The organism is Spirochaetota bacterium (genome assembly GCA_035477215.1).
Lineage (GTDB): Bacteria > Spirochaetota > UBA4802 > UBA4802 > UBA5368 > MVZN01.
Window position 1 is genome coordinate 98,076 of sequence record DATIKU010000030.1, and the last position, 24,762, is coordinate 122,837.

The 24,762-nt window shown below is 52.7% G+C and carries 20 protein-coding genes, 2 tRNA genes and 1 pseudogene; 12 read left to right on the forward strand and 11 right to left on the reverse strand.

What is annotated here, in order from left to right; genetic code table 11:
- Positions 1–16: 16 nt before the first annotated feature.
- From VLM75_06410 to VLM75_06420, 3 genes are all read right to left on the reverse strand, one after another.
- A complete protein-coding gene (locus tag VLM75_06410) occupies positions 17–1,087 on the reverse strand; it encodes a hypothetical protein (GenBank protein ID HSV96553.1) in 1,071 nt (356 codons plus the stop codon).
- A gap of 204 nt (positions 1,088–1,291) precedes the next feature.
- Positions 1,292–2,080, reverse strand: a complete 789-nt coding sequence (locus tag VLM75_06415; protein HSV96554.1) for a CoA-transferase — start codon at positions 2,078–2,080, stop codon at positions 1,292–1,294.
- A 50-nt stretch (positions 2,081–2,130) separates the two neighbouring features.
- On the reverse strand, positions 2,131–3,225 hold the full coding sequence (locus VLM75_06420) for a CoA-transferase (GenBank protein HSV96555.1): 1,095 nt from the start codon (positions 3,223–3,225) through the stop codon (positions 2,131–2,133).
- A 507-nt stretch (positions 3,226–3,732) separates the two neighbouring features.
- Here VLM75_06420 and VLM75_06425 point away from each other — a divergent pair.
- Positions 3,733–4,671 carry a phosphatase PAP2 family protein gene (locus VLM75_06425; protein ID HSV96556.1) on the forward strand — a complete coding sequence of 313 codons (939 nt, stop codon included), beginning with the start codon at positions 3,733–3,735 and terminating at the stop codon, positions 4,669–4,671.
- Between the two features lie 45 nt (positions 4,672–4,716).
- Here VLM75_06425 and VLM75_06430 read toward each other — a convergent pair whose 3' ends face one another.
- The 3 genes and pseudogenes from VLM75_06430 to VLM75_06440 all read right to left on the reverse strand — a co-directional run bounded on the left by VLM75_06430 (position 4,717) and on the right by VLM75_06440 (position 7,766).
- A complete protein-coding gene (locus VLM75_06430) occupies positions 4,717–5,847 on the reverse strand; it encodes a hypothetical protein (protein HSV96557.1) in 1,131 nt (376 codons plus the stop codon).
- A 355-nt stretch (positions 5,848–6,202) separates the two neighbouring features.
- A pseudogene (locus VLM75_06435) lies at positions 6,203–6,790 on the reverse strand (uracil-DNA glycosylase).
- A gap of 4 nt (positions 6,791–6,794) precedes the next feature.
- Complete coding sequence (locus VLM75_06440; protein ID HSV96558.1) at positions 6,795–7,766, reverse strand: patatin-like phospholipase family protein; 972 nt, start codon at positions 7,764–7,766, stop codon at positions 6,795–6,797.
- 170 nt (positions 7,767–7,936) lie between these two features.
- Here VLM75_06440 and VLM75_06445 point away from each other — a divergent pair.
- A tRNA-Met gene (locus tag VLM75_06445) sits at positions 7,937–8,009 on the forward strand.
- A 5-nt stretch (positions 8,010–8,014) separates the two neighbouring features.
- Positions 8,015–8,088: transfer RNA gene (locus VLM75_06450), tRNA-Met, on the forward strand.
- A 247-nt stretch (positions 8,089–8,335) separates the two neighbouring features.
- On the opposite strand, the gene VLM75_06455 is transcribed toward VLM75_06450, so the two are convergent.
- The 4 genes from VLM75_06455 to VLM75_06470 all read right to left on the reverse strand — a co-directional run bounded on the left by VLM75_06455 (position 8,336) and on the right by VLM75_06470 (position 12,577).
- Positions 8,336–8,710 (reverse strand): response regulator, encoded by a 375-nt coding sequence (locus tag VLM75_06455; GenBank protein ID HSV96559.1) that lies wholly within the window; start codon positions 8,708–8,710, stop codon positions 8,336–8,338.
- 475 nt (positions 8,711–9,185) lie between these two features.
- Positions 9,186–10,421: an OFA family MFS transporter gene (locus VLM75_06460; GenBank protein ID HSV96560.1), complete on the reverse strand. Its 1,236-nt coding sequence runs from the start codon at positions 10,419–10,421 to the stop codon at positions 9,186–9,188.
- Positions 10,422–10,680: 259 nt separating this feature from the next.
- Positions 10,681–12,009, reverse strand: a complete 1,329-nt coding sequence (locus VLM75_06465; protein ID HSV96561.1) for a radical SAM protein — start codon at positions 12,007–12,009, stop codon at positions 10,681–10,683.
- 7 nt (positions 12,010–12,016) lie between these two features.
- Positions 12,017–12,577: a DUF2889 domain-containing protein gene (locus VLM75_06470; GenBank protein ID HSV96562.1), complete on the reverse strand. Its 561-nt coding sequence runs from the start codon at positions 12,575–12,577 to the stop codon at positions 12,017–12,019.
- 277 nt (positions 12,578–12,854) lie between these two features.
- Here VLM75_06470 and VLM75_06475 point away from each other — a divergent pair, with 277 nt between their 5' ends.
- Entirely contained in the window at positions 12,855–14,528 is a 1,674-nt protein-coding gene (locus VLM75_06475) for a long-chain fatty acid--CoA ligase (protein HSV96563.1), read from the forward strand.
- A 71-nt stretch (positions 14,529–14,599) separates the two neighbouring features.
- Here the strand turns inward: VLM75_06475 and VLM75_06480 are convergent, their stop codons facing one another.
- Positions 14,600–15,556, reverse strand: a complete 957-nt coding sequence (locus tag VLM75_06480; GenBank protein HSV96564.1) for a hypothetical protein — start codon at positions 15,554–15,556, stop codon at positions 14,600–14,602.
- Between the two features lie 93 nt (positions 15,557–15,649).
- Here VLM75_06480 and VLM75_06485 point away from each other — a divergent pair, with 93 nt between their 5' ends.
- From VLM75_06485 to nrfD, 8 genes are all read left to right on the forward strand, one after another.
- Positions 15,650–16,984 carry an MFS transporter gene (locus VLM75_06485; protein HSV96565.1) on the forward strand — a complete coding sequence of 445 codons (1,335 nt, stop codon included), beginning with the start codon at positions 15,650–15,652 and terminating at the stop codon, positions 16,982–16,984.
- 354 nt (positions 16,985–17,338) lie between these two features.
- Complete coding sequence (locus VLM75_06490) at positions 17,339–19,036, forward strand: FAD-dependent oxidoreductase (GenBank protein ID HSV96566.1); 1,698 nt, start codon at positions 17,339–17,341, stop codon at positions 19,034–19,036.
- A gap of 135 nt (positions 19,037–19,171) precedes the next feature.
- The gene (locus VLM75_06495; protein HSV96567.1) at positions 19,172–19,684 is read left to right on the forward strand and encodes an RsbRD N-terminal domain-containing protein; all 513 of its coding nucleotides are present in this window, start codon (positions 19,172–19,174) and stop codon (positions 19,682–19,684) included.
- Between the two features lie 16 nt (positions 19,685–19,700).
- Positions 19,701–20,687 (forward strand): sulfate reduction electron transfer complex DsrMKJOP subunit DsrM, encoded by a 987-nt coding sequence (gene dsrM / locus VLM75_06500; GenBank protein ID HSV96568.1) that lies wholly within the window; start codon positions 19,701–19,703, stop codon positions 20,685–20,687.
- A 1-nt stretch (position 20,688) separates the two neighbouring features.
- Positions 20,689–22,302 (forward strand): (Fe-S)-binding protein, encoded by a 1,614-nt coding sequence (locus VLM75_06505; protein ID HSV96569.1) that lies wholly within the window; start codon positions 20,689–20,691, stop codon positions 22,300–22,302.
- A complete protein-coding gene (gene dsrJ / locus VLM75_06510; protein HSV96570.1) occupies positions 22,295–22,690 on the forward strand; it encodes a sulfate reduction electron transfer complex DsrMKJOP subunit DsrJ in 396 nt (131 codons plus the stop codon). Before VLM75_06505 ends, dsrJ begins: the two co-directional genes overlap by 8 nt.
- Positions 22,677–23,474, forward strand: coding sequence for a 4Fe-4S dicluster domain-containing protein (locus tag VLM75_06515; GenBank protein ID HSV96571.1), 798 nt, complete (start codon positions 22,677–22,679; stop codon positions 23,472–23,474). Before dsrJ ends, VLM75_06515 begins: the two co-directional genes overlap by 14 nt.
- A gap of 7 nt (positions 23,475–23,481) precedes the next feature.
- Positions 23,482–24,639 carry an NrfD/PsrC family molybdoenzyme membrane anchor subunit gene (gene nrfD / locus VLM75_06520; protein HSV96572.1) on the forward strand — a complete coding sequence of 386 codons (1,158 nt, stop codon included), beginning with the start codon at positions 23,482–23,484 and terminating at the stop codon, positions 24,637–24,639.
- Positions 24,640–24,762 lie beyond the last annotated feature (123 nt).

Below are 24,762 nucleotides of genomic sequence, written 5' to 3' on the forward strand. Positions count from 1 at the left end.
TAAACCACTGAATCTTTCAATCGATACGGCGCATGAACCAGTCGGATATTTCCGCGTGTGACCGTATCGAATTCGCGGATTCAGCCGAATCTATTTTACATCCGATAAATCCGACTTTCGGTGCGTAAAAATAATATGTCACCGCGATATAGGTAGAATCGCCCCCGGATGAGAGTTTCGATAATTCTTTTACTACGAGCAGGTCTCTGTACTCGACCTCGCCCGCCATCACGGTTTCGTTCGTGGAAATTATCTCCCTTTGCCGCTCTACACCGTCGGCCGCGGATATCCATCGGGTGCCATTTTTCAAAGGGCCCCTGATAAGCACATCACTCTTCAGCACCGGCCGCTCCATTCCATCGCGCGCCTCAACCGATACGGTTATCGAATTCGCGGAGTATTCCACGATGAACGGCGTCATCTTCTCCGAGTCGGGCCTGCCTGGAATGCTTTCCCTGCGAATTCCCCTGGCCTTCCCCTTCAGGATTTCCGAGACCTCATATTCCAGCAATCGTATATCTTTGCCGACGGCGATGGTCCATCGAGCATCTTTCGGCGCGGGAAAGTACTGTGCAATACCGGTCTTGAAAAAATCTGCCGAGATACTTCCCGCCGGATCATCATCAGACTCTTCTATAAGCTTTATTAAAGGCAGACCTCCGTAAACCCCGACGGGAGTATACACAAGTGAAAGGACTTTCTTTTTCCGGGCCAGTTCTGAAACTCGGATAGCGGCGTTCTTCGGGATGATGACATACAATGAGTGTTTTCTGTTTGCGATAGTCGCCCTGACCAGCCGCATGTCCGCACCCGCGGTTTTTCCAAGGCCTGCCGGCATCTTTAATATCTTTACCGGATAGATCGCCCCCTGGAATTTTTCGCCTTTCAGGAAATCGTGATCGTTTTGGAGCATCCTGTAGGTAAGACGTGGAAGTTCCGCATACTTCGACACCACCACGTTTCGGACACGATTCGCCGGGGCATCTTTTTCAGGCGCCTGTGCGAAAACCGACGCCGCCAGTATTATTGAAATGACTGAAACAGCGCATCCGCCCGACCAGGCCGTTATTACATATTGTTTTTTCATACAGTACCGTTAACGAAAATCCCGAAGATTCGGACTCTATTATATCATCGGAATTTTTTGTGCAAGTATTAAACAAACGGGATGGCCTTTCAGACCGGTGCTGCATCGTTAATTGAGTGAATATAAAATCCCCTCCCTGGTCGTGCCCGCCTGACGGCGGAAGGAAGGGGATTTTCAAGATGCTTTCCGCTTCGGGCGGTGTGATCACGCGCCGGGCATCGTAATGAAGAAACCCTGCGGATCGACTTCGTGCCTGAGGATCTCGAGAATCTCCTTCGATGGGACTTCCGTCACCGGAATCTCACCGGCCGGACGCAGAAGCTCAAAACCAGTCGCGAGCTGTGCGAGGTCTGCGGAGACGCCGGGATGAAGGGTTTTAATCCGCATCCTTTTTGTCGCCGGATCGAAGTCGTACACTCCGGCGGTGGAGACTACCGCAACTGGACCGCCACCGAGTATTCCCAGGTCTTTTCTGCCCACACCGTCGACCATGTGCCCGGTGGTGGTGATAAAATCGCATTTCTGGACAAACTTTTGAGGGCTCTGTATCCCGACGAATACAATCTTCTCGCAGAGCGATCCCACGTCGTTATTGCCTCCGGAACCGGTCAGCCGGACCTTCGGATTGAGGAAATTGTCCCCGATCATCGTGGTATTTGCGTTCCCGTACATGTCGAGCTGTGCGAATCCCAGAAAGCCCGTATCGACCAGGCCACCGGCCGCCTGCCCGAACGAATAAGCCATCTCCATGATCATTGGCGATTTCCTGTACGTCTCGGGTCCGCCGACCGACCATGGCATACCGCCGGCTATCGGGTCCTGCCCGCCCGATTCATAAACGAAGGTAATATTGGGCGCGTGGGTTTTTTTAGCCAGGATTGCCGCAACCATCGGCAATCCGGTACCTATATAAACAACTTCCTGGTCCTTAACCTGCCTCGAAAGTACATAAGCAACCATTTCTAAAGGATTCATCGGCTTCGATTCTGCCATTTTGTTCTCCTCCTTCTTTGTATTCAATTGTGGTTATAGTTGGTTGACGATCAATCAAACACGTTTGGCGGACTATTGGTAGTCCACGGCTCGTACTTGAAACTCACGCCGTCATCCTCGTTATCCGCTTCCGCCGCCTTCGCCAGCTTCTTGTTATTGATCATGAAATCAACCCCGCCGAGCTTCTTGATGACTTCATAGATGTCCCTGGTTCCGAGGATCCATTCTTTAATAAAGGCTTCCATTGCCTCGTCGCCCTGACTCATCATATAGAAGCATTTTTCCCACCAGCGGCGCGCCCAGTAGTACGCGCCGGGCATGTACCCGGGAAGCGCACCGTATGGGAGCTCTACTACCGCATCAACGTTCTGGAAGGGGATGACTACGCCCTTGTTATTCCACCGTATATCGGCGTTGGAAACGATTTCCTCGGCGGTAATGATCAGTTTGCGCGTGGCGGCTGCAGCCGCGATATCGTTGACAGCAGGTCCGGCGATACGCGCGTTGCCAAATTTATCGGCCGCATGGACATGTATGCATGCAACATCCGGGAAAATAGCGGGAACGAACACGCAGGGATCGCTGCCGTCAACCATCGGGTTGTTCAGCACCTTGAGATATGGATTATATTTGACGAGATCTGAACCGAGGCCGGATTTGGAATAGAGCCCCGTTACGCCAAGCTGGGCCGCCTTGAAGCCGAGCGCCATCAGGCCGTGACTCCAGTCGGAAAGGATTTTAACCTTCCCTTTCTTGATGTTCTCCGAGAAGTACTTGTCGTAACCGCGCATTTCCGCGCCTGCGTACGAGGCGTGCGTTAACGGCATATTGCCAAAAGTGACTCCATAGGACTGGTTGGTGTTCGGGGAGCCGATTGACTGAAGGTTCTTTTTCCCCTGCCGGATAACCTCCCAGTCGCTCTGGATCGACGTGCGCACGTAACCGAAACCTCCGCAGTACCATATATCGCCGTTCTGGACAAACTCGGCGATCGCTTCCCTGTGGGACATGCGCTTGTCCCGCTGAGAGTGGTCTTTCTTCTGCCGCCAGTCACGTGCATGCCGATAGTCAACCAGCCGGTCAAGAATTGAGGTATCTTTAATCTTAAGGTTTTTAACTGCTTCCTGGTTATAACTGAACTTCACCTTGTACCTCCAGCGATTTCGTTAGATTTTTCCTCTTAACAATATTTACACGGTACGCCATACCCACTGGATTGAATCCCCTTCGGAGCCGACTACCTGTTTGCAATGAATGTTTACCACCAGCCATTATGTCAAGTAATATTTATATATTTATAATGTCATACAATATGGCATGTAATTTTGTCTATGTCCTGGGCGTCCCCGCGCTTCTTTACGCATACCGGACTATCGCCCGGGCTATGATATCCCGCTATTGCCGGCGGAAATCCCGTGCAAAGCGCCCCATACCAGGCTTGAGAAAGCATAATGCATGCCCTGCCCGGTATGCATTATGAGCCTTATGCGAACGAAAACACAACACGGATGCCCCCCCAAAGCGGGCATTTTTACTTGCTTTTTAGGCACGCGGATAATATGATACCTTGATTTAACGATTGCTATTTTCGGCCGGCCTCTTGCCGCCCGGAACCAGGACAATCAACACGATTGTCTTTCCGAATAGGCCCGATGATCACGAATTTTAAAGCAGAATATGATCGGCGTTTCCATCTCGAGGAGATACTGACGCTTGGCATAATAACCATCATGAACACGATTATGCTGGTCTATACCAGTCTGATTGATGTCGCGGGTATATTTATCTTTAATCTTTTTCTGGCCCTGCTCGTACTTTCAGTCCGTTACCTTAATCGTCGTATCCGGAACCAGTGGTTCACCGATTTCAGGGACCTCAATATTATAATCGTCGGATGGTTCATCTATTTTGAACACCACCACCTCGTGCCGCTGGTAAATCCGTATGATATCGACGCGTATCTGATCCATATAGACCGCTTTCTCTTTCTCGGGATCGACCCCACCGTCCTTCTCGAAAGCATAACACTTCCCTATTTAACGGAATTTCTGCAGATCGCCTATGCCAGTTTTTATTTCCTTCCCTTTTCTCTTATGCTGCTTCTTTTCTTCAAGCGCAGAAGGATGGACTTTCATGTTGTCGTTTCCACGCTCATGCTGTCGTTCTATATATGCTATGTGGGCTATTACATCTTCCCGGCGATCGGCCCCCGTTTCACCCTGGACCACCTTCAGACTTTCCCCCTGAGCGGCGTACTGTTTTACGACTACGTGCGCAATTTCCTTGATGGATATTCTTTTATTACCAGGGATTGTTATCCGAGCGGCCATGCCCTGCTTTCCATCATGACCGCCCTGCTGGCATACAAACATTACAGGCCTTATTTCCGGATCGCCGCCGTATGGGCCGGCATTATCCTGTTTTCAACCGTCTATCTCCGTTATCATTACGTTATCGACGTCCTTACCAGCCTCATCATCGCCATGATCGTTTACCGGTTCAATCCACAGATGGTACAGCGCTATATCTTTTTATATAAAAAGGTCCCCGGCGAAAGGATTTTTTCCCAATCGCTCGACAGCAAGGTATAAAAAAAGCGGCGCTCTCGCGCCGCTTTTATCCGGTCCGTCTCGATTCTACTTTATGGTTTTCTGGTAGATTCGATAGGTCTTGTAGTTTTCCGCTTTCAGTGGCTTGAGCGCACCGATCATTTTCTTGTTTGTCTCCACAATCAGCGAGCAATCAGAAGAATCGAAACCGAGCCGTATACCGTCCTCAATAGTCCGCAGATAAAAAACATCATCAATTTTCTGGCCGCGATATTCCGGCAGAACACCCATTATGATGGTGCGGACCTTTTTCGTCTTCCGTGCCGCGAGGAGAAACCTTATAATTCGCCACGGATATAGCCGGCCGTTCAGTAAACGGAGCGCCGGGTTGATGTCTGGTATTGAGATTATAAAGCCCACAGTCCTTCCGTCTTTTTCGGCGAATATGACCAGCTCGGGAACGACAACCTGAATCAGCTCGTGAATGATTGAATCGAGCTGTTTCTGCGTCAGGGGCAGATGCCCCCAGTTGCCTTCCCAGGCCTTATTGAATACTTCATGGATATCCGCCTTCCTGTCATTGATCTCCTTTTTATTAAAAATCTTGTACTCGACAGTCTGGCCCTTCATGTACTCTTCGCGCACTGCCTTCAGGTACGGTTTGTAGTCGTCGATTTTCTTAACAAGGAAGCAGGACCAGTCTATACACTTTTCGAATCCGCACGCTTCGATAAGGTCGCGATAATACGGAGCGAAGTGCAAAAGTCCGACCACCGGAATGACGTCCACCCCGTGAACTTCGAAGCCCACGGAATCGTAGACAGAGAAGCTCTGCGGACCGTTCATTACGGTTTTGCCCTTGGCCTTCAACCACGCTTCGGCCGCGCCATACAGGGCCCGCGCTACCTCGATGTCGTTAATTGATTCATAAAATCCAAAGAAGCCGGTATCGTTATCGTATTTTTCCTCGTACAGATGATTGATATGGGCGGTTATCCTTCCCACTGTTTTCCCGTCACGGTAGGCCAGAAAAAACTCGACTTCGCCGATTTCAAAAAAATACCCTTTCCTAGGATCAAAAAATTTTTTTTGCTCGCCGATAAGCGGCGGTATCCAGCATGGATCATTTTCGTATATCTTGCATGTCCATGGCAACATGATGAACTCTTTCATCATTTTTTTGTTTTCGACCCGTTTTATCATCACCGGAGACGCCATACGACCTCCAATTAAACTGTGGAATTGTTGAATCATTACAACGGCAACCCGCATCCACTTTTGAACAACGCCGTGCGCCGGTACGCATTTACCGGACCGCACGGCCTGGCTGCAACCCCCAACGCCGATTTATTCAGAAACGGATACGGATACGGATAAAAAGCATCTTCTTACGACGGCGAAAGTGTTCATCTACTTTCGCACGTTGTTTTTTTCAAGCCTTATTTGTGCCTCAGAAAAGCCGCCCCTGGACATCCTTATCGGGTTCTTGCACATCCCGCAGACTCTCAAATCCGGACTTCTTCTGCACCTTAGTGTCAGACTCGGGTTCAGTCACACCACCCTGCAGTTTGGCGATGACTTTTTTCATATCTTCCCATACATCTTTTTTCAGCGAACTGCTGTCGCCGCCGTTACGCAGTATGTATGATGGATGATAGGTGGGCATGACCGCAATGCCCTTGTGATTAAACCATTTCCCGCGTATAGTCGTTATTCCCTGTCGAATGCCCAGTAAAAATTGCGTTGAGGGGTTCCCCAGCGTCACGATCACGTCGGGCTTGATGATTTCCATCTGCTTCAAGAGGAATGGTCCGCAGGCGTCCCGCTCATCCTGTTCCGGTGGACGATCCCTCTCGAATTTCAAATCGATGGTCGGCCTGCACTTGACGATATTTGCTATATACGTATCAGGCCTGTTGAGATTCATGCCCTTTTCTATTATCGCCGTCAACAGTTGACCGGCCTTTCCGACAAACGGCCTGGCCTGAATATCCTCATCCCTGCCGGGCCCCTCGCCGATGAACATCACTTTTGCCTCAGGGCTGCCCTCTCCAAAAACGATATTGGTTCTCGTACCGCACAGCTTGCACCTCCGGCAGTCGCCGATCTGTTCCCGCAACTCCGCCAGGAGGCGGTCTTTGTTTGAATGTATACCGCTCATTATCTTATATCCTTCGTTTGATCCTGCGCAGAATCGCGCGTTTCATTTTCCATGTTGCGGCATGCCCTTCTGTAAGTGCCCTCGATGCCTGCGAAAAATCCAGCGTTGAAAGATTCACCAGGTCCGGCTCAATCAACACTGTAGGACGCGCGTATTTCAACATCATCATCGTATTGACATATCCCATGATATCGATCGACTGCATGATTACCTCAAGTATATTGGGGAGCGCATCAAGCTTCTCATTACGACCGCGCCACAGCCACTTTTCCGCCGACTTCAGTAAAGACAACCCTATGTTCTTTTCTTCGTTACCGGGTACGACGGTATCGCTTAAGCTGTTCGGATCGAGTTCGAATGTGCTTCCCTTTTTAATTATCTTTTTCAATCTTTCGCTGTGGATCTTTGGATGAAGATTTACCGCGATTGACAGATCCGCACCCATCGCCTGTACTATGTTGATCGGCAATGGATTGGCGACACCTCCGTCAACAAGAATCGAATCACCGTATTTTACCGGAACAAAAACACCGGGGATCGACACGCTCGCCCGCACAGCATCGATCACGCTGCCGCTTCGCAAAACGACCGCCTCACCGCTGAAGAGATCGGTGGCCACAACTGCGATGGGGATCGGAAGGTCCTCAATTTTAGCTTCTGGCGAAATATATTTCGCCAGAAACGCCTTCAGCTTTTTACCCTCAATCAGGCCCGCTGATGGAAACACGGGATCAAAGTATGATCGAACCTGTTTCCTGTCCATTTTCAAAATGTCGTTTTTCAGTGATTTGAGCGAACCCGAAGCGTAAACGGCGGCTACCAGGGCCCCGATGCTCGATCCTGATATCATGGAAATCGGTATCTCAAGCGCCTCAAGGTATTCGATTACCGCAATATGCGCAATGCCTTTCGAGCCACCGCTTCCAAGGACCAGGCCGACTTTTTTCTTACGGAAAATATTTAAAAAACTGATCATGATATTTTCGGTCTTTCTTTTCCGCGGGCATATACCGGGCGCGGTGTGTTTCGAACCGTAATGTATCTTAGTCAATAATTTTATTTCGTCAACCTCATTTTATCAGATATCGTTTAAATTAAAATATTGTTGACAGTATATGAGTACTTCACTACCGTGTGTTTCATGATCGCGCGGTGGAGCAGCTGGTAGCTCGTTGGGCTCATAACCCAAAGGTCGCAGGTTCAAATCCTGCCCGCGCTAAGAATGGCGGAGTAGCCCAGCTGGTTAGAGCAGCGGAATCATAATCCGCGTGTCGGGGGTTCGAGTCCCTCCTCCGCTACGGGAAGCACTCAATTGGAACTCCGGAGAAACCCTCCGGAGTTCGTCGTTTAGGAGCAGAGCCAACAGGTCTAAAATAAACAGTTACAATTTATAATGCGGGATTTTAAAGTTCTGTCATTGATGAACCAGGGATAGAGGATGTGATTTGTTATGGTTGAATCAGGAACCGTTTTATTAATTGTACGTAACAATGGTTGAACAAAATCCCCGCCGGGGAATGGTAACTCTCCGGCGGAAGATGGTAGTCAGATTTTCAAAGCTTTCTTGATGGTTGAGATGAGATAAGCGGGGGCTACCGGTTTTTGAAAAACGCCGTCGAAGCCGAGTTTGCCGATTTCGATATTTGTGGCGGTTGCGGAACCGATACTGCTGATAAGGTATATGGGGGCGCCTTTATCCCGACGTTTGATCTCCTCGGCCACTTTGGTGCCGGCATCGATACGTTCCATCATCATGTCGCATAAAATCAGTGCGGGATTGATCCTCGATAGTTTCTCAATGCCTTCCTCACCACTCATTGCCGTTTCGACCGCGAAACCCTCGGCTGAAAGGATGGCGGAAATGGAATCGAGGATATCGGGATCGTCATCGATTATGAAAATGAGTTTTTTGTCGGCCATAGTGTGTCTCCTGGATTGTGTAAAATATCACGTTGTGCGGTCTGCCGGAGCTGCTTGAGCGCCTTTCATAACCGCCAAGCAAGATTGTCTTATAAAGCACGGCTGAAAGTCAAACGCTTTTCAATAATATAAACGCATATCGACGTTTGGACTTTCTTGGAGTATGAATAAATACGCCTTGTTCCGTATTTCGCTCATTTAATCGGAGGATGGGATATTCCGTTTTCCGAAAAAAAAAGAACCGAGGCGGTGTGAAATTTTATAAACTATTCCGGTACGATGGGATAAACGCCCCGGTCGATAACAACCGGCAAAACCCGAAATTTTACAACATCGCTTCAGGAAAAGCATCATCCGCAGCATCCACCACTGAGGCGTCTTAACGGCCTGCTGAAATGTCAGCGAGACCACTAAAAGCGGTCCGTTGACCGGACCGCTTTTCTCTGAAACACCGTCTGTTCAAAAGACGGGGAAATTACTTCTTCACGGGCTTGATGAACAGGAGGGCGATTGCCAGTCCGACTATGGCCAGTCCGGCCGTCGGATAGAAGGCGTACTGGTAAGAGCCTAACACGTCTTTCGCCTGTCCGGAGATGATGCCGCCAAGGATGGCGCCGAGACCATAAGCGAGGAAAACCACTCCGTAATTCTGAGCGTAGTGTTTGATGCCAAAGAACGTCGCGGTCGCCGTCGGGGCGATGGCGAGCCATCCGCCGAGAGTGAGCCAGAATCCGCAGAAAGCCACGACGTAGATAATCACTGATCCTTCACCCGCCGCCAGCATCATAAGCGATACGACCAGCATCATCGAGAGGTTCAGTATCGCGGCCCATCTGGGCGTTATCTTGTCTGTCAGTGCGCCGAAAAGTGGACGGCCAAGCGCATTGAATATCGCGAATATCCCGACGAGTGTTGTCGCCACTTCGCCGGCGATCTTGATTACCTCATTGCCTACCGGCTTGGATATGCCGATCGCCATGAGGCCGGATAGACACCCAATGACATAGCAGAGGAAGAGGCCCCAGAAGGTGGAAGACTTTATCATCTGGCCTGTTTCGAGTTCGACGGCCGCGGCGGATCCCGCGGGAGGATTCCAGCCCGCCGGTTTCCAGTTGTTTTCGGGAAGGCGCAGCGGTAAGGCCAGCAGAAAAAGAATGATCGCGAAGGCGATTCCAAAATAGAGGAAAGCCATGGAGAGTCCGGCGGATGGAATGAGAATGCCCGCGAGTTTTCCGGTAATCAGCGCCGAGCCGCCGAATCCTGCGAGCATGAGGCCGACCGCGAGCCCCTTCCTGTCGGGGAACCAGCGACCGGCGATTGCGATGGGAGCACCATACGCGAGACCGACGCCGCCGCCGGCGACAACACCGTAGGTCAGGCACAGCAGTGTGATACTTTTCGACTCGGTAGCCGCGTACGAAAGGGCCCATCCGAGACCGACGATGAGGCCACCGATGAGGGCGAGCTTTCGGGGGCCGAATTTTCCCATCATCTTTCCGCCAAAAAACATGAGGATGGAAAAGAAGAAAAGAAAAAGCATGAACGGAAGATTGCCCATGGAGGCCGAAATTCCGAACTGGCTTTTTATTTCCGGCAAAAAGATACTGTATGAGTAGACGCTTCCCAGACAGAGGTACATAATTAAACATAGGATAATATAGATCCACCGGCCTTTTTCGGCGGACATTCCAAATAGCTTTTGATCAGACATGATGTGTCACGTCCTCCTTCTTTAATCAGTACATTCCCCTTGCGAGATTCCACGAGAAGTGTAATCGTACAAGTATTCATTTCATTTGTCAATTTTTTCACGGTTTCATCGGCAACATTTTATAATTCATCATGGTTAATACTCATTACGACAGATTTTATTGATTTTACGCCGCCTCGAAAAATCAGGACATCCATTATTCAAATAATCGTAATTCCTTATATCACCAGCAGTTGTACCCGCAGGTGAACTTTAAAAACTAATTTATGGAGGTTCCCTTTATCAAATTACTCTCCCGAGCGCGGATAAATAGATGAATCAACTCATCGGTTGAACACATGTTCCATGGATAGAACGATGTTCCCTTGCATAGGTTCGGTGAAATTTTATCGAAGCGATTTTTTTCCTCGAAGCCGGAAATTCCGGGAACGGGATAAAACGGCGAAATCCCGATCAGTACAGGAAGACCGGCGAGGAAATCAATTCCTTCGTTAATGGACCGATAATCCTCTCCGGGCAGTCCGGCGATAAGATAGGCGGTTACCGGTATGGAACAGGACAAAGCCGATCGGACAAACCCGGTAAAATCACGCGGGGAATACCGTCGGCCGTTTTCGGCCAGTACCCTTTCGTTTGAAGAAACGAATGAGACATTGAGCCGCCTTATATTTCGCCGCTTCAGAAAAGCCAGCTTGCGCTCGTCCAGCGCATGGAAGTCAGTGCCGTTTTCCATTGAAAAACTGAAGTTTCCGCCCGTCCGGGACCCGAGGCGGTCGAGGATGCGCGAAAGATAGTCGAAATCCATGCCAAGGTTGTCATCCTCGAAATTGACGTGCGCCGTCTTATTAGAACAGGCTACCGTCGTGAAGAGATCGTCGACATCGTCCAGCGACGCCCTTTGGTACGAGGGGAACGTCAGTTTCACCGAGCAGAATGAGCAGTTGTTCGGACATCCCCTCGAGAGCATCGTCGAGTAATAGATCGTGTCACGGCTTTCGCGTATCGGCACAATCACCGGAATCACCGGTTCGAACGATCTGCCTGAAACTTTCATTCCGGGGGCGTCCACAAGGCCTTCATCGACGGTGAAAGCGCCCGGATCGCGCACGATGGCGACAAGCGAATCACCGACCTCTCCCCGCACGGCGTAATCTACGGGCGCATTCCGCAAAAAATAATCGGGGTATGCGCTGACTCCGGCCCCTCCAACGATCAGCGTAGCGTGTGGCAGCGCCTTCTTTAATGCTCGTGAAAGCGATAACGCGTCGGTGGCATAGGCGAAGGCGAAGCACGATAGAAGGATTATATCGGGACGATAGTCCGCCACGATACGTGCCATGCGATCGTCTTCTATTCCGTAGCGCCTGTACTCCGTGAAGAAATAACGCCTGCAGAGATACGGCGCGAGATAGCCAAGTTCGTCCGGAAGCGGAACGGGGCGCCCCCTTCCGCGTACGGCGTTAAAGATTGCATGCTCAACGCCGTGTTTCCCAAGAATGGACGATAGCGTATGCGGGCCGAGAAAGGACGCTCGCTGCGGCGTGAAATACAGATCCCTTACCGGCGGTATAACGATCGCGACGCGCATGGTATGCTCAGCGCGTGTGGAGCTCCTCGCGTATTTTCCGGACGAGGGGCCCGTCTTCGCGCCAGACACGGCAGCTGTTGATTGGCAGATACTTCGCGTGTTTCGCCCTGGCTTCCCTGTCGGTGGGAATGGGTCTGGAGGCCCGATGGGTCCAGTAGCCCTGCACCGCCGCCGGGGCCATCGCGAGAAGCAGGGTGAGGAGATGATGGCAGCCATTTACGCCGCCGACAAGCGACTTGACCCTCTGGGTGAATCCGGAGCTTATGGAGAGCCCTATTACCGGATCGAGACTTCTGAGGAGTTCGCCGCATTCCTCGCGGGGGATGCCGGGCATTTCCACCTCCAATTCCCTGATGACAAGTTCGGGCCCCTCGAGCAGGAGACGGAGGATCATGTTGTGAAGCACACCGGCGGGTCTTTTCTCTCCCGAGAGCAGGTAGTAGTCGTTCAGGCGCTTTTCCATCAGCTCCCCTTCGATAATAATTTGATTGTCACCGGCAGCCCAGGTCGACATGATGATGTCGCGTGAGTGAATTCGGTTTCCGGCTTTTTGCATTAAAGCGCTCATTTGCGGTTCTCCGTCAGGGGCATACGGCGGACGATGGATCCCGCCGCCCGGCTCATCATCAAAAGCGCCGATATCCTCGCTGTCAAGAAGATAAGGTATGACATTGACTCAATAATTTTTATAATGATATTTAACTATACCAAACTAATATCCTAATAATGTTGTGATACTATATATTCTTGACTTTATGCATTTGATGATGCAGGATATCCCCGGTTCGCGAGTACGTGCGGATCAATGGAAAAGAAATACACCAATATTTCAGGAGGCCGGCATAATGGAAAAGACCTGGTTCAAATCGTACGCAGGGGGCATACCAAAAAACCTCGACTACGAAAAGATTACCGTTTCAGACGTGCTCAGAAAAACGGCGGCGGAATTTCCGGATAGAACGGCGCTTGTTTTTCTCGATGCCAAAATCTCATACAAAAAGCTGAACGACATGGTGAACAGTTTCGCGACCGCCCTGATTGCCATGGGCGTAAAGCCGGGAGACAAGGTAGCGATGCTTTTACCGAACATGCCGCAGATCGTCGCCGCGTCGTACGGCGCGTGGCGTGCAGGAGCGGTCGTGGTTATGAACAATCCGCTGTACACCGACCACGAACTGGAATATCAACTCAATAATTCGGAATCCACCGTGCTGGTCACCCTCGACCTTCTCGCCCCGCGGATGATAGCGCTTCGCCCAAAAACGAAAGTGAAAAAAATCATCGTAGCGCATATCCGCGACCATCTGGGATTCCCCAAAAAACAACTGCTTCCCATCGTGGCGAAAGACAAGCACAGGGACATCCCTGCGACTGCCGACGTCTACGAGTGGCTCGATGTTTTAAAAAAATATCCCGCCAACGATCCGAAAATCAGCGTAGATTTCAACAGTCTCGCCAATCTGCAGTATACCGGCGGCACCACGGGTGTGAGCAAGGGCGTTATGCTTACGCACAGCAACCTCTCGTGCAACGTGCAGCAGATTCGCGCATGGTTCCCCGATTTCGGCAAGGGCGAACTCGTTATGGCCGGAATACTTCCTTTCTTTCATTCGTTCGGCCTGACGACCGTGATGAACTTTACCATCTGGATGGCCGGCACCGATATTCTCATTCCGCGTCCGGAGCCGCTCGCCATTCTGCAGGCGATCCAGAAATACAAGATCAACTTCTACCCTGCGGTACCGACGATCTACGTTGGATTACTCAACCATCCAGATATCGCAAAATACGATATCTCTTCAATACAGGGCTGTTTTTCCGGGGCGGCCCCACTTCCCGTCGAAGTGATAAAGGAGTTCGAGGCCAAGACCGGCGCGCAGATCTGCGAAGGATACGGCCTGAGTGAAACGAGCCCGGTCGCGACGATCAATCCCTGGGGCGGGAAAACAAAGGCCGGATCGATCGGACTGCCCGTTTCGGACACCGAGCTCAAGATCGTCGATCTCGACGAGGGCACGAAAGAGATGCCCGCCGGCGAACCCGGGGAGATCCTCATTCGTGGTCCACAGGTAACCAGCGGCTATTACAATATGCCCGAAGAGAGCGCCAAAACCATTCGCGACGGCTGGCTTTTCACCGGCGATATCGGCCAGATGGACGAGGACGGCTATTTCTACATAGTGGACAGGAAGAAGGATATGATCATCGCCGGTGGCTACAACATCTATCCGCGCGATATCGACGAGGTCCTCTTCGAGCACCCGAAAATCATGGAAGCATGCGCAATAGGCATTCCGGATACGTATCGGGGCGAGACTGTAAAGGCATTCGTCGTGCTGAAACCCGGCGAATCACTGACGGCCGAGGAAGTTATGGAATACTGCAAGCAGAAGCTCGCCAAGTACAAGGTGCCGACCAAGGTGGAGTTCATCGAGAACCTTCCGAAGAGCGGTGTAGGCAAAATCCTCCGTAAAGAGCTTCGAGCGCTGGAACTTAAGAAAATGGACAAGACCGGCTGAGCCCGCCGACGTAGCGACAGTCACATATCGGGGATGCGCGTTGAGTGCATCCCCGTTTTTATTGATGCCTGTTAATCAGGCAAAATTTCCCTGAGCGGCCTGTATTTTATCTCTCTTAGGTCATGATCGATGACTTTTCTGCCGCCCCGTTCGTCGATGTATGATGCCTCCAGGCGATCGTTAATCTCCGCACCGTCCTTAAGCTCGATTATGCCGTAATCGATGAGCTGTAATAGATAGGTGCGTATAATTCCAAAGGCCATTTTCTGGATAATTTCATCCCCGTGATGATCGTGATCGTAGAGTCCCAGGTTGACGTCGGCGACACGGTAGTCCCCGAAACATGCGTCGATATTGATGCCGGTCTCCACGCCATACATCTGCCAGAATGAAACGGAACGGAAAAAATCGAAGGTACCGGCCACTTCACCGGACAGCGGATACGCCAGGGAACGCAGATCGCGCAAGGCCGGATGGTCTATCGAAGAAAAAAGCGGCTGGGCGACGAATTTCTTCACACGCCCCTGGCCCCGCCAGAAGCTCGCCTTCGCGAAATCACATCCTTCAAGAACCGCGCCTGCAAGCCCGTATACGAAATGGGCGTTGAAATTCCGGGTGAGCACATCGGCATCGAGAAATACAATGACGGTGTCCCGGGGATTTGTTATTCGATCCGGACCGGTACCGATGGCGTAAAGCGTGCGCCGCATGTCCGCCCCTTTCCCGCGCTCAAGACCCATATCCGGCACCGACAGTGAATTGCATGGTACGATTTCCACTCCCGACCAGGCCTCCTTTGCACGGCGTTCGGTTTTATCATCAGCGTCATTCTTTCTGCGATGCGACAGTATGATCCTGTCGATCAGGTCACCTGCCTCTTTTCGGAGAAGTGTGATCTTGTGGTGGATTAGCTCGGCTTCGCGTTCGCCAAACGTTGAAAATACAACGCAGATTTCACTGCTTTTTTTCAAAGATGCGATTTTTTCCGGAGAATAATCTGTGGATTCGAGTTTTATAATGTTTTTCATCGATCCCCGCCCATGCGTGTCCTCAATACTATTTTGCTTGCCTTTTTCAGCAAGGACTTTTACAAATTACCATCCAATCCGGGAGGCACATTGATGGAAAACAAGTCCGTTTTCGGCGCCAAAGAGATGTACGCTGTCATACTGCTTGCTCTAATGAATTTCTTTTTATTCGCAGACCAGAACCTGATGGCGCCCAACCTGACGCAGATCGCCCGCGAGTTCGGCTTCACCGATTTACAGCGCGATACCAAGCTCGGCGGCAACATCTCCTTCGTTTTCTGGGTGCTCGGCGGGCTTGTTACGCTCGGGATCGGCTATCTCACCGACCTGATCTCACGGCGGAACCTCTTTATATTGGTCATCCTCCTCGGGGAGGTCCCCTGCCTGCTTACAGGCTTTGCGCAAACCTATGACCAACTCTTCTGGCTGAGGGCCGCAACCGGAATCGGTATTGGCGGCGCGCTCCCCCTCACCTATTCAATGATCGGCGATTACTTCTCGGCACGGAACAGGGCCTCGGCGGCCGCCTGGCTCGGACTTGCCCAGGGAATGGGGATCGCCGCGGGACAACTTCTGGCTGGTTTCATAGGCACGGAATACGGCTGGAGGCTGCCCTTCATCATCGTAGCCCTTCCCAATTTTCTTTTAATCTTTCTGTTCTGGCTGACGGTCAAAGAGCCTGTTCGTGGAAACGCGGAGGAAAGCCTTCGCGAACTTATCGAGAGCGGCAAGGTGTATGCAGGACGCATTAACTGGAGACTTTACAAAGATATTTTCAAGATCAAGACAAACATTCTGGTCTTTTTACAGGGTATTCCCGGCACAGTCCCCTGGGGCGTGTTCTTTATATTTCTCAACGACTTTTATTCGCAGGACAAAGGCTTCTCGGTGGAGGTCGCAACGCTAATCGTGATGACGGTCGGCGGCGCCGCGATAATCGGGGCTTTTGTGGGCGGTTTGTGGGGCAACAAGCTGTACAATATCAATCCCCGCCTTCTGCCGCTGTTGTGCGGCTCAACGACCCTGCTCGGCATCATACCCATGGCCCTTCTGCTTAACTACCCTTCGCAGATCGGTGTTGAGAATCCCAGTATGATACTGCCGCTGGCCATCGGATTCATAACGGGCTTCACCATCACCATTACCGGGCCAAATGTTAAGGCGATTATACTCAACGTCAATTCGCCCGAGACCAGGGGGTCCATCTTTTCTCTTTTCAACCTGGCCGATGACCTCGGGAAGGGTTTCGGTCCCGTAATTATCAGCCTGCTCATCGTCGCTTTCGGCAGGTTGTGGGCGTTCAATATCGCGAACCTCTTCTGGCTGGTGTGCGGGGTGCTGCTGCTCGTCATGATATGGACTTTCCCCAAAGACGAAGAGTCCCTCAACAATCTGTTAAAGCAACGAGCGCGCGAGATGAGGAATTGACGCTTCTCGATTACATCATCTGGTTCCTGGTTCACATTCACCGGCTCCAGGGAAACGAATACTCTTGCGTATTGTGATAATACGCTGATTACCTCAGCGATTCAAAAAAGGGGGCACCAAAGGGCACCCTCTTTTTTTTTAATGATAGACGTGCAGTTTTAGTAAAAATCTTTATTAATGCGGGCGTAAAATAAAATTTTATTGACAGGAATACATATAATGAACTAAGTTCATTATATGAATAATATTCATTGCGTTTCCACTGGATGTCAGCCTGTATAGCCTTACGTCTGTTGGATGGCACCGTTTTCACAATTCGGCAAGTATCCAACCAACGGAACGTACGAGGTTTATATGATTGAACGCACTTCATCAGACGTCGTGATAATAGGTGGTGTGGCGGCAGGGCCTAAAACTGGCGCGGTGCTTGCACGAAGGTCTCCCGCTCTTAACATCGTTCTTTTTCAGAGAGAAGACTATCTTTCATACGCTTCGTGCGGGCTGCCTTATTTCGCGTCGGGAGATGTTTCTTCTTTCGCCCAGCTCACCAGAACATCTTACGGCGTCGAGCGCAATCCAATGTTTTTCAAAAAGACCAAGGGGTTCGATGTCGTGACCGGCGCCGAGGTCATTTCAATCGATCGCGATAAAAAACTTGTGGCAGTCAAAGAAGCCAAAACCGGAACCGTACGCTCCCACGGATATTCCCGGCTTGTAATCGCCACGGGAGCGAGGCCTAAAACGCCGCCCTTCCATGTTCCCATGAGTCCGTTTATACGCTATTTTACCCGCCCGGATGATGCGATATCGTTTCGAAAACTCGCCGAGCGCGGTAAAATCGGCAGTCTGGTCATTATCGGCGGTGGGTATATAGGCTGCGAGCTGGCGGAAGCGGCAACGGTATGGGGATTCGATACGACGCTTGTCGAGCGCGAGCCACATCTTCTGCCGGGAGGATTTGACGGGGAGATGGCCGCGCACTCGAAGCGTGCGCTCGAGGCCGCTGGTATTGCGGTACGTACGAAATGCGAGGTGACCGGTATAACGCTTTCCGGCGAAAAACCCGTGGTCGCCCTGTCGGACGTCTCTATTACGACTGATTATGTCATCATATGCCTCGGCGTGACACCCGAAAGCGCCCTGGCGCGAGAATGCGGACTGGCTGTGGGTGAAAAGGGCGGAATCATCGTCAACGAGCACATGCGGACTTCGGACCCGTCGATTTACGCCGGAGGCGACTGCGTTGAGGTGCGGCATCTATTGACAGGCGGACGCGCGTATTTCCCTCTGGGGTCGCTTGCGAACAGACACGGTAGAGTAATAGCGGAAAATATAGCCGGAAAACCAGCCGCGTTTCCCGGCGCGCTTGGGGCGGCGCTGGTAAAGGTATGCGGATTGAACATGGGATGTGTCGGCCTGAGCGAAACACAGGCGAGGGCCGAGGGAATTGCTTGCGACTGCATATGGGGAGGATTCGCCGATAAACCCGATTACTATCCCGACGCGAAAGAAATGATGCTTAAAATGGTGTATGATAAGGCCAACGGCAGGCTGCTCGGACTGCAGGCGGTCGGTACCGGCGATATATGCAGAAGAATTGACGTCTTCTCTTCCATGCTGCAACGTGCGGCGTCGGTCGGTGATCTCATCGATTTCGAGCACGGATATGCGCCGCCCTACTCCGAAGCTCTTGACCCCCTTCACCACCTGGCGTCGCTCGCCGAAGCGCGTGCGTCGGGCCTTGAAATGCTTCCGCCATGTGTGGCCTCCGATCGATACGAAGAGCTTATCGGCGGAAAGTTTAGCTGGCTTGACATTCGAGAGGATGAGCATTTTTCGGGGAATAAGCCCCCCCTGTACGACCACAGGACTGTCGTCCACATACCCTTAAACGAATTACGCGAAAGAATCGCGGAACTCGACAGGTCCGTGGCATACGTCATCATGTGCGGTCGCGGCGCCCGTTCGTATCAGGCGTGGTCCATTTTACACGCGGCCGGCTTTGCCAAAGCGTTCGTCGCCGGCGGCGGATTGGCGGGCGCTGCCGGGTAGTTTTTGAGTATCGACCGGAACAATAATCAGCCCTGCCATTGCGACAGGGTTATATGTCTGGCCTGAAGCAGGGATTTTTTCCCCGACCTTGCGGGAAGAAAAACGGATAGATGCGATTCGCTGAACAATACTATAATGATACAAAACTTTATAAAAGCCAACCGCGATGAAATACTCAGACGCTGGAGAAGGTCTGTACTGTCTTCCTATTCCAGCCAGGGCGCCTCGTTCATGGAGGGCGAACGCGATCGCTTCGCCAACCCCGTAGGCGCCTCCATCAATGATGTTACGTCTCACCTGCTCGAATGCCTGATAGAAGGAATCGATGAAAACGGTTATTCGGATACGCTTGAGCGTTTTATTAAGATCCGTGCGGTCCAGGAATACACGGCATCGCAGGCGGTGGGCTTCGTCTTTATGCTCAAGAACGCGATTATTGAGACCCCGGGTTACAACGCGGCGTTTAGGGACGCGTACGCCGGGGAATTCACCGTATTCAACCGTATCGACAGAATGGCGCTTGCGGCGTTCGACCGTTACGCCGCCTGCCGAGAAAATCTGCACGATATCGCGATGAATGAATTTAAGCGCCACAATCGGAAAATTATGGAACGACCCGGCCCGTCCAAGACCGCGGGCGATATCTGACCTACGGAGCGGTCATATGGGTTTAACACTCTCCCTTCTTCTCGTTGGCGCGCTGGCGCTTGTCGCTTACGCGTTATCCGGAAACATGCCGGCCGTATTCGGTATCTGGGTGCCCTATGCGGCCTCGACACTGTTTCTCGTGGGGATGGTCTACCGCGTGATCGACTGGGCGCGCTCCCCGGTTCCGTTTCGCATCACGACCACCTGCGGACAGGCAAAATCCCTTCCCTGGATCAGGTCGGAGCCGCTGGAAAGCCCATCAGGGCTCATCAGCGTACTGGGCCGCATGTTTCTCGAGGTGCTGTTTTTCAGGTCCCTTTTTCGCAACAGCAAGGCGGATGTCCATGGAGGCCCGAAACTCGTGTACGGGTCGAGTAAATGGCTTTGGATTTTCGCCATGCTGTTCCACTGGTCGTTTCTCGTCACCTTCATCCGTCATCTGAGGTTTTTCACCGAACCGGTCCCGTTTCTCGTCACGCTCGCGCATTCGCTTGACGGGATATTCGAGATCGGCGTGCCGGCCCTCTACATCACCAACGCGCTGATTCTGCTCGCGCTCTCCTGCCTGCTTGTCAGGCGTATCATCGTGCCCCATCTGCGGTATATTTCGCTTCTTACCGATTATCTCCCGCTGATCATGCTTTTCGGCATCGTACTGTCGGGGGTCATTATGCGCTACTTCGTCAAGACCGACGTCGTCGCGGCGAAGAAGCTCATCATGAGCCTTCTCGTGTTCTCGCCCGCGATACCCGATGGGCTCGGCGCGGCATTCTACATTCACCTCTTCCTGGTCTGCGTGTTTTTCGCGCTCTTCCCCGTAACAAAGCTCAGCCACATGGCCGGCGTGTTCCTTTCGCCTACCCGTAATCTGGCCAACACCAACCGCGTGAAGCGGCACATAAACCCGTGGAACGCGCCGGTAAAGGTCCATACCTACGAGGAGTGGGAGGATGAATTCAGTGACAGGCTGAAGGCCGCCGGATACCAACTGGAGAGGGACTGACATGGCACTCAAGTTACGCCACGATGAAGTGATGAATTTCGACCTCCGGCCCTCCGGAAAGGGCTGGATGGACACCAAGCCGGAATTCAGCAAGGGGACGTACTGCTTCTCCGGTGTGCGGAAGCACGTCGAGTACCTGGAGCAGCCGAATCCCCGCGAGTGGCAGCCCTACGACGACGACTGGAAGCTGCCGGAGAGATGGGAGGAGACAATTATCAAGGGCTTTGAGGACCGCCTTTCGCGTTTCCGCTCGTTCAAGCTCTTTATGGACATCTGCGTACGCTGCGGCGCATGCTCGGACAAGTGCCACTATTTCATAGGATCTGGGGACCCCAAGAACATGCCGGTGCTGCGGGCCGAGCTGATGCGTTCCGTATACAGAAAGCGCTTTACCGCGGCGGGTAAGATACTTGGGCGGCTCGTCGGCGCGCGCGATATCGACGAGGCGGTTCTCAAGGAATGGTTCTATTATTTTTATCAGTGCACCGAGTGCCGGCGGTGCTCGGTCTTCTGCCCGTACGGCATCGACACGGCCGAGATTACCATGATTGGCCGGGAGCTCCTCAACATGGTCGGCCTCAACATCAACTGGATCATCGAACCGGCTTCCAACTGTTTCCGTACCGGCAATCATCTCGGCATCCAGCCGCACACGTTCAAGGACAACATTGAGTTCGCCGTCGACGAGATCGAGAGCATCACCGGCATAAGGGTGAATCCCACCATCAACCGCAGGGGCGCCGAGGTTCTCTTCATAATCCCTTCGGCCGATATCTTCGCCGACCCGCACATCTTCACCTTCTACGGCTACCTGACGCTCTTCCACGAGATAGGGCTCGATTACACCTTCAGCGCATACGCGTCCGAGGGCGGCAATTTCGGCCTCTTTTTTTCACACGAGATGGTCAAACGCCTCAACGCCAAGATATATGCCGAGGCCAAACGTCTCGGCGTGAAGTACATCATCGGCGGCGAGTGCGGCCACATGTGGCGCGTGATGCACCAGTATATGGACACCATGAACGGACCGGCCGAAACGAAAGGCGACCCGGTTTCCTCAATCACCGGGACGCGCTTCGATCACGCGCGAGCGACAAAGATGGTGCACATCTGCGAGTTTACATCGGACCTCATCCATCATAAAAAACTGAACCTCGACCCCTCGCGCAACGACGCCTATCGCGTCACCTTCCACGACTCGTGCAATCCCGCGCGCGCGATGGGAATGCTCGAGGAGCCCAGGATTGTCATCAAATCCTCGTGCAACAATTTCTTCGAGATGCCCGAAAACACCATCCGCGAGCAGACATTCTGCTGCGGCAGCGGCTCGGGGCTGGGCACCGACGAGAACCTCGAGATGCGAATGCGCGGCGGTCTTCCCAGGGCAAATGCCGTTAAGCACGTGCACGACAGGCACGGCGTGAATATGCTCTCGTGCATCTGCGCGATCGACAAGGCCACGCTTCCCGCCCTCATGGACTACTGGGTCGGCGGCGTCGAGGTGTGCGGAGTGCACGAACTGCTCGGTAACGCCCTTATGATGAAGGGCGAGAAGGAGCGCACCGTAAACCTCCGCGGAGAGGAGCTTGCAGCGAAGGAGAAGTCCAATGCATGACAGGATAAAGATATTCGGAGGGCTTGCGCTCTTCATCGCCCTCGCCACGTTTCCGGTCTGGTATGCGCGTGCGACCGGCAGGGCAAACGTCGCTCCCGAGCCGAAGCTCGTCAACGCGGGTAAGGAGTGCGTGAATACGAGGGCTTATATGCGCGAATATCACATGACCATGCTTAATGAATGGCGCGACGAGGTGATACGCGACGGGAAACGCGTTCCCATTACGGTTGCCGGTGTGAAATACCAGAAAAGCCTGACGGGCTCCTGTATGAAATGCCACGCCAACAAGGCGGATTTCTGCGATACCTGCCACAACTATCTGGGCGTATCGCCCTCGTGCTGGGACTGCCATAACTATCCCGGGGAGCGGAAGCATGAAACGCGATAACAACAACGAACTCAGCCGAAGGGGATTCCTGAAAAAAGCGGGACTGCTGGGGCTTTCCGTGGCGGGAGCGGGCGCTCTCATGGAAGTCGTTTTCGGCGACGACGTCCTGGCGGCTTCGGCGGCCGAATCGTCCGCGGCGGTACGATGGGCCATGGTCGTCGACATGACGAAATGCGCCGGAAGGGACGCCTGCACCGACTGCATGACCGCCTGCCATCGCGCGCACAACGTTCCTTCCATAAAAAGCAGGCGTCACGAGATAAAGTGGATTTGGAAGGAGCCCTTCGTAAACGCCTTTCCCGAATTGCGCGGCGGCCGTCTGCGCGCCGACCTGGCCAAAACCGATTTCATCGTGCTTTGCAACCATTGCGACAATCCGCCCTGCGTGCGCGTATGCCCCACAAAGGCCACCTGGAGGCGTCCGGACGGGATCGTGATGATGGATATGCACCGCTGTATTGGCTGCCGGTACTGCATGGCGGCGTGCCCGTACGGTTCGCGCAGCTTCAACTGGATGGATCCGCGCAAAGCGCTGGATGAAAAGGCGATAAATCAGGACTACCCGACACGAACGAAGGGCGTCGTCGAGAAGTGCGATTTCTGCGCGGAACGGGTCGATCACGGACGGCTTCCGGTATGCGTCGAGGCGTGCAAAGAGAAGGCACTCGCGTTCGGAAACCTGTCAGACGCAAAAAGTAATGTGAGCAAACTGTGCGCGGGGCGTTTCGCCATCCGGCGAAAGCCGGAACTCGGCACCAGGCCGGAAGTCTATTATATTGTATGAGGTCGGTATGTTTGAAAAAGCGCTTTCCGGAAGCAGAAAATACTGGACGCTCGTGTTCATTCTTCTCGCGCTCGCGGGGGCGGGGGTGTTCTTTTACCTGAGACAACTTTCCGAGGGACTGGTGGTTACCGGCATGGGAAGGGACGTCTCGTGGGGTTTCTATATCTCGCAGTTTACCTTTCTCGTCGGCGTTGCGGCCTCCGCGGTCATGGTGGTGCTCCCCTACTACCTTCACGATTTCAAGGCATTCGGGAAGATCACCATCCTTGGCGAGTTCCTCGCCATTTCGGCGGTGATCATGTGCATACTTTTCGTATTCGTGGATATGGGACAGCCGTTCAGAATATTCAATATGTTCCTCCATCCCACGCCGAATTCCATGATGTTCTGGGACACGGTTGCGCTCATAGGGTACCTGCTCCTTAACCTGTTCATAGGATGGGCGACGCTCGGCGCGGAGCGAAAAGGCGTCGCGCCGCCTGCATGGTCCAGGCCGCTTATATATATTTCAATCCCCTGGGCGGTGAGCATCCACACGGTAACCGCGTTTCTGTATGCCGGCATCCCCGGCCGGCACCTGTGGCTTACTGCGATCATGGCGGCGCGTTTTCTCGCCTCTGCGTTCGCGTCGGGGCCGGCGCTGCTCATTCTGCTTTGCATGGTGGTCCGCCGGTACACCAGTTTCGATCCGGGCCGCGAGCCGATCCAGGCGCTGGGCAAGATCGTCGCCTACGCCATGACGATTAACCTGTTCTTTATCGGCCTTGAGTTCTTCACCGCGTATTACAGCGGGATACCCGGGCACAGTCATTCCCTCGACTATCTTTTCTTCGGGCTCGATGGGCACGGGGCACTGGTTCCGTTTATGTGGACCTCGTTGGGACTTGCGGTGCTGGCACTGGCGCTCCTTATCAATCCGTCGACGCGTCGCAACGATCGCTGGCTTGCGACAGGAGCCGCGGCGGTCTTTTTCTCCATCTGGCTGGACAAGGGGCTCGGACTGGTCGTAGGCGGTTTCATTCCGAATCCTTTTAATTCGATAACCGAATATTTCCCGACCGCTCCCGAGCTCATCATAAGCCTCGGCGTGTGGGCGCTGGGTTTTCTCATACTGACGCTGCTTTACCAGATAACGGTGGCGGTTCGGGAAGAAGCACGGCAATAAAAAAGCGACAGGAGTAAGGCGTGTCGACAAAAGAAATGCAGGATGAGAAAGTTGGAAAACTGGTGGAAGACCGGCTGATATCGAAAACCTTTGTGACGGTCGCGTAATCGCTTATTAAGGCGG

Coding starts and splice junctions, on each gene's coding strand:
- VLM75_06410 (HSV96553.1), bottom strand. CDS start 1,087: ATGAAAAAACAATATGTAATAACGGCCTGGTCGGGCGGATGCGCTGTT.
- VLM75_06415 (HSV96554.1), bottom strand. CDS start 2,080: ATGGCAGAATCGAAGCCGATGAATCCTTTAGAAATGGTTGCTTATGTA.
- VLM75_06425 (HSV96556.1), top strand. CDS start 3,733: ATGATCACGAATTTTAAAGCAGAATATGATCGGCGTTTCCATCTCGAG.
- VLM75_06430 (HSV96557.1), bottom strand. CDS start 5,847: ATGGCGTCTCCGGTGATGATAAAACGGGTCGAAAACAAAAAAATGATG.
- VLM75_06440 (HSV96558.1), bottom strand. CDS start 7,766: ATGATCAGTTTTTTAAATATTTTCCGTAAGAAAAAAGTCGGCCTGGTC.
- VLM75_06455 (HSV96559.1), bottom strand. CDS start 8,710: ATGGCCGACAAAAAACTCATTTTCATAATCGATGACGATCCCGATATC.
- VLM75_06460 (HSV96560.1), bottom strand. CDS start 10,421: ATGTCTGATCAAAAGCTATTTGGAATGTCCGCCGAAAAAGGCCGGTGG.
- VLM75_06465 (HSV96561.1), bottom strand. CDS start 12,009: ATGCGCGTCGCGATCGTTATACCGCCGGTAAGGGATCTGTATTTCACG.
- VLM75_06470 (HSV96562.1), bottom strand. CDS start 12,577: ATGAGCGCTTTAATGCAAAAAGCCGGAAACCGAATTCACTCACGCGAC.
- VLM75_06475 (HSV96563.1), top strand. CDS start 12,855: ATGGAAAAGACCTGGTTCAAATCGTACGCAGGGGGCATACCAAAAAAC.
- VLM75_06480 (HSV96564.1), bottom strand. CDS start 15,556: ATGAAAAACATTATAAAACTCGAATCCACAGATTATTCTCCGGAAAAA.
- VLM75_06485 (HSV96565.1), top strand. CDS start 15,650: ATGGAAAACAAGTCCGTTTTCGGCGCCAAAGAGATGTACGCTGTCATA.
- VLM75_06490 (HSV96566.1), top strand. CDS start 17,339: ATGATTGAACGCACTTCATCAGACGTCGTGATAATAGGTGGTGTGGCG.
- VLM75_06495 (HSV96567.1), top strand. CDS start 19,172: ATGATACAAAACTTTATAAAAGCCAACCGCGATGAAATACTCAGACGC.
- dsrM (HSV96568.1), top strand. CDS start 19,701: ATGGGTTTAACACTCTCCCTTCTTCTCGTTGGCGCGCTGGCGCTTGTC.
- VLM75_06505 (HSV96569.1), top strand. CDS start 20,689: ATGGCACTCAAGTTACGCCACGATGAAGTGATGAATTTCGACCTCCGG.
- dsrJ (HSV96570.1), top strand. CDS start 22,295: ATGCATGACAGGATAAAGATATTCGGAGGGCTTGCGCTCTTCATCGCC.
- VLM75_06515 (HSV96571.1), top strand. CDS start 22,677: ATGAAACGCGATAACAACAACGAACTCAGCCGAAGGGGATTCCTGAAA.
- nrfD (HSV96572.1), top strand. CDS start 23,482: ATGTTTGAAAAAGCGCTTTCCGGAAGCAGAAAATACTGGACGCTCGTG.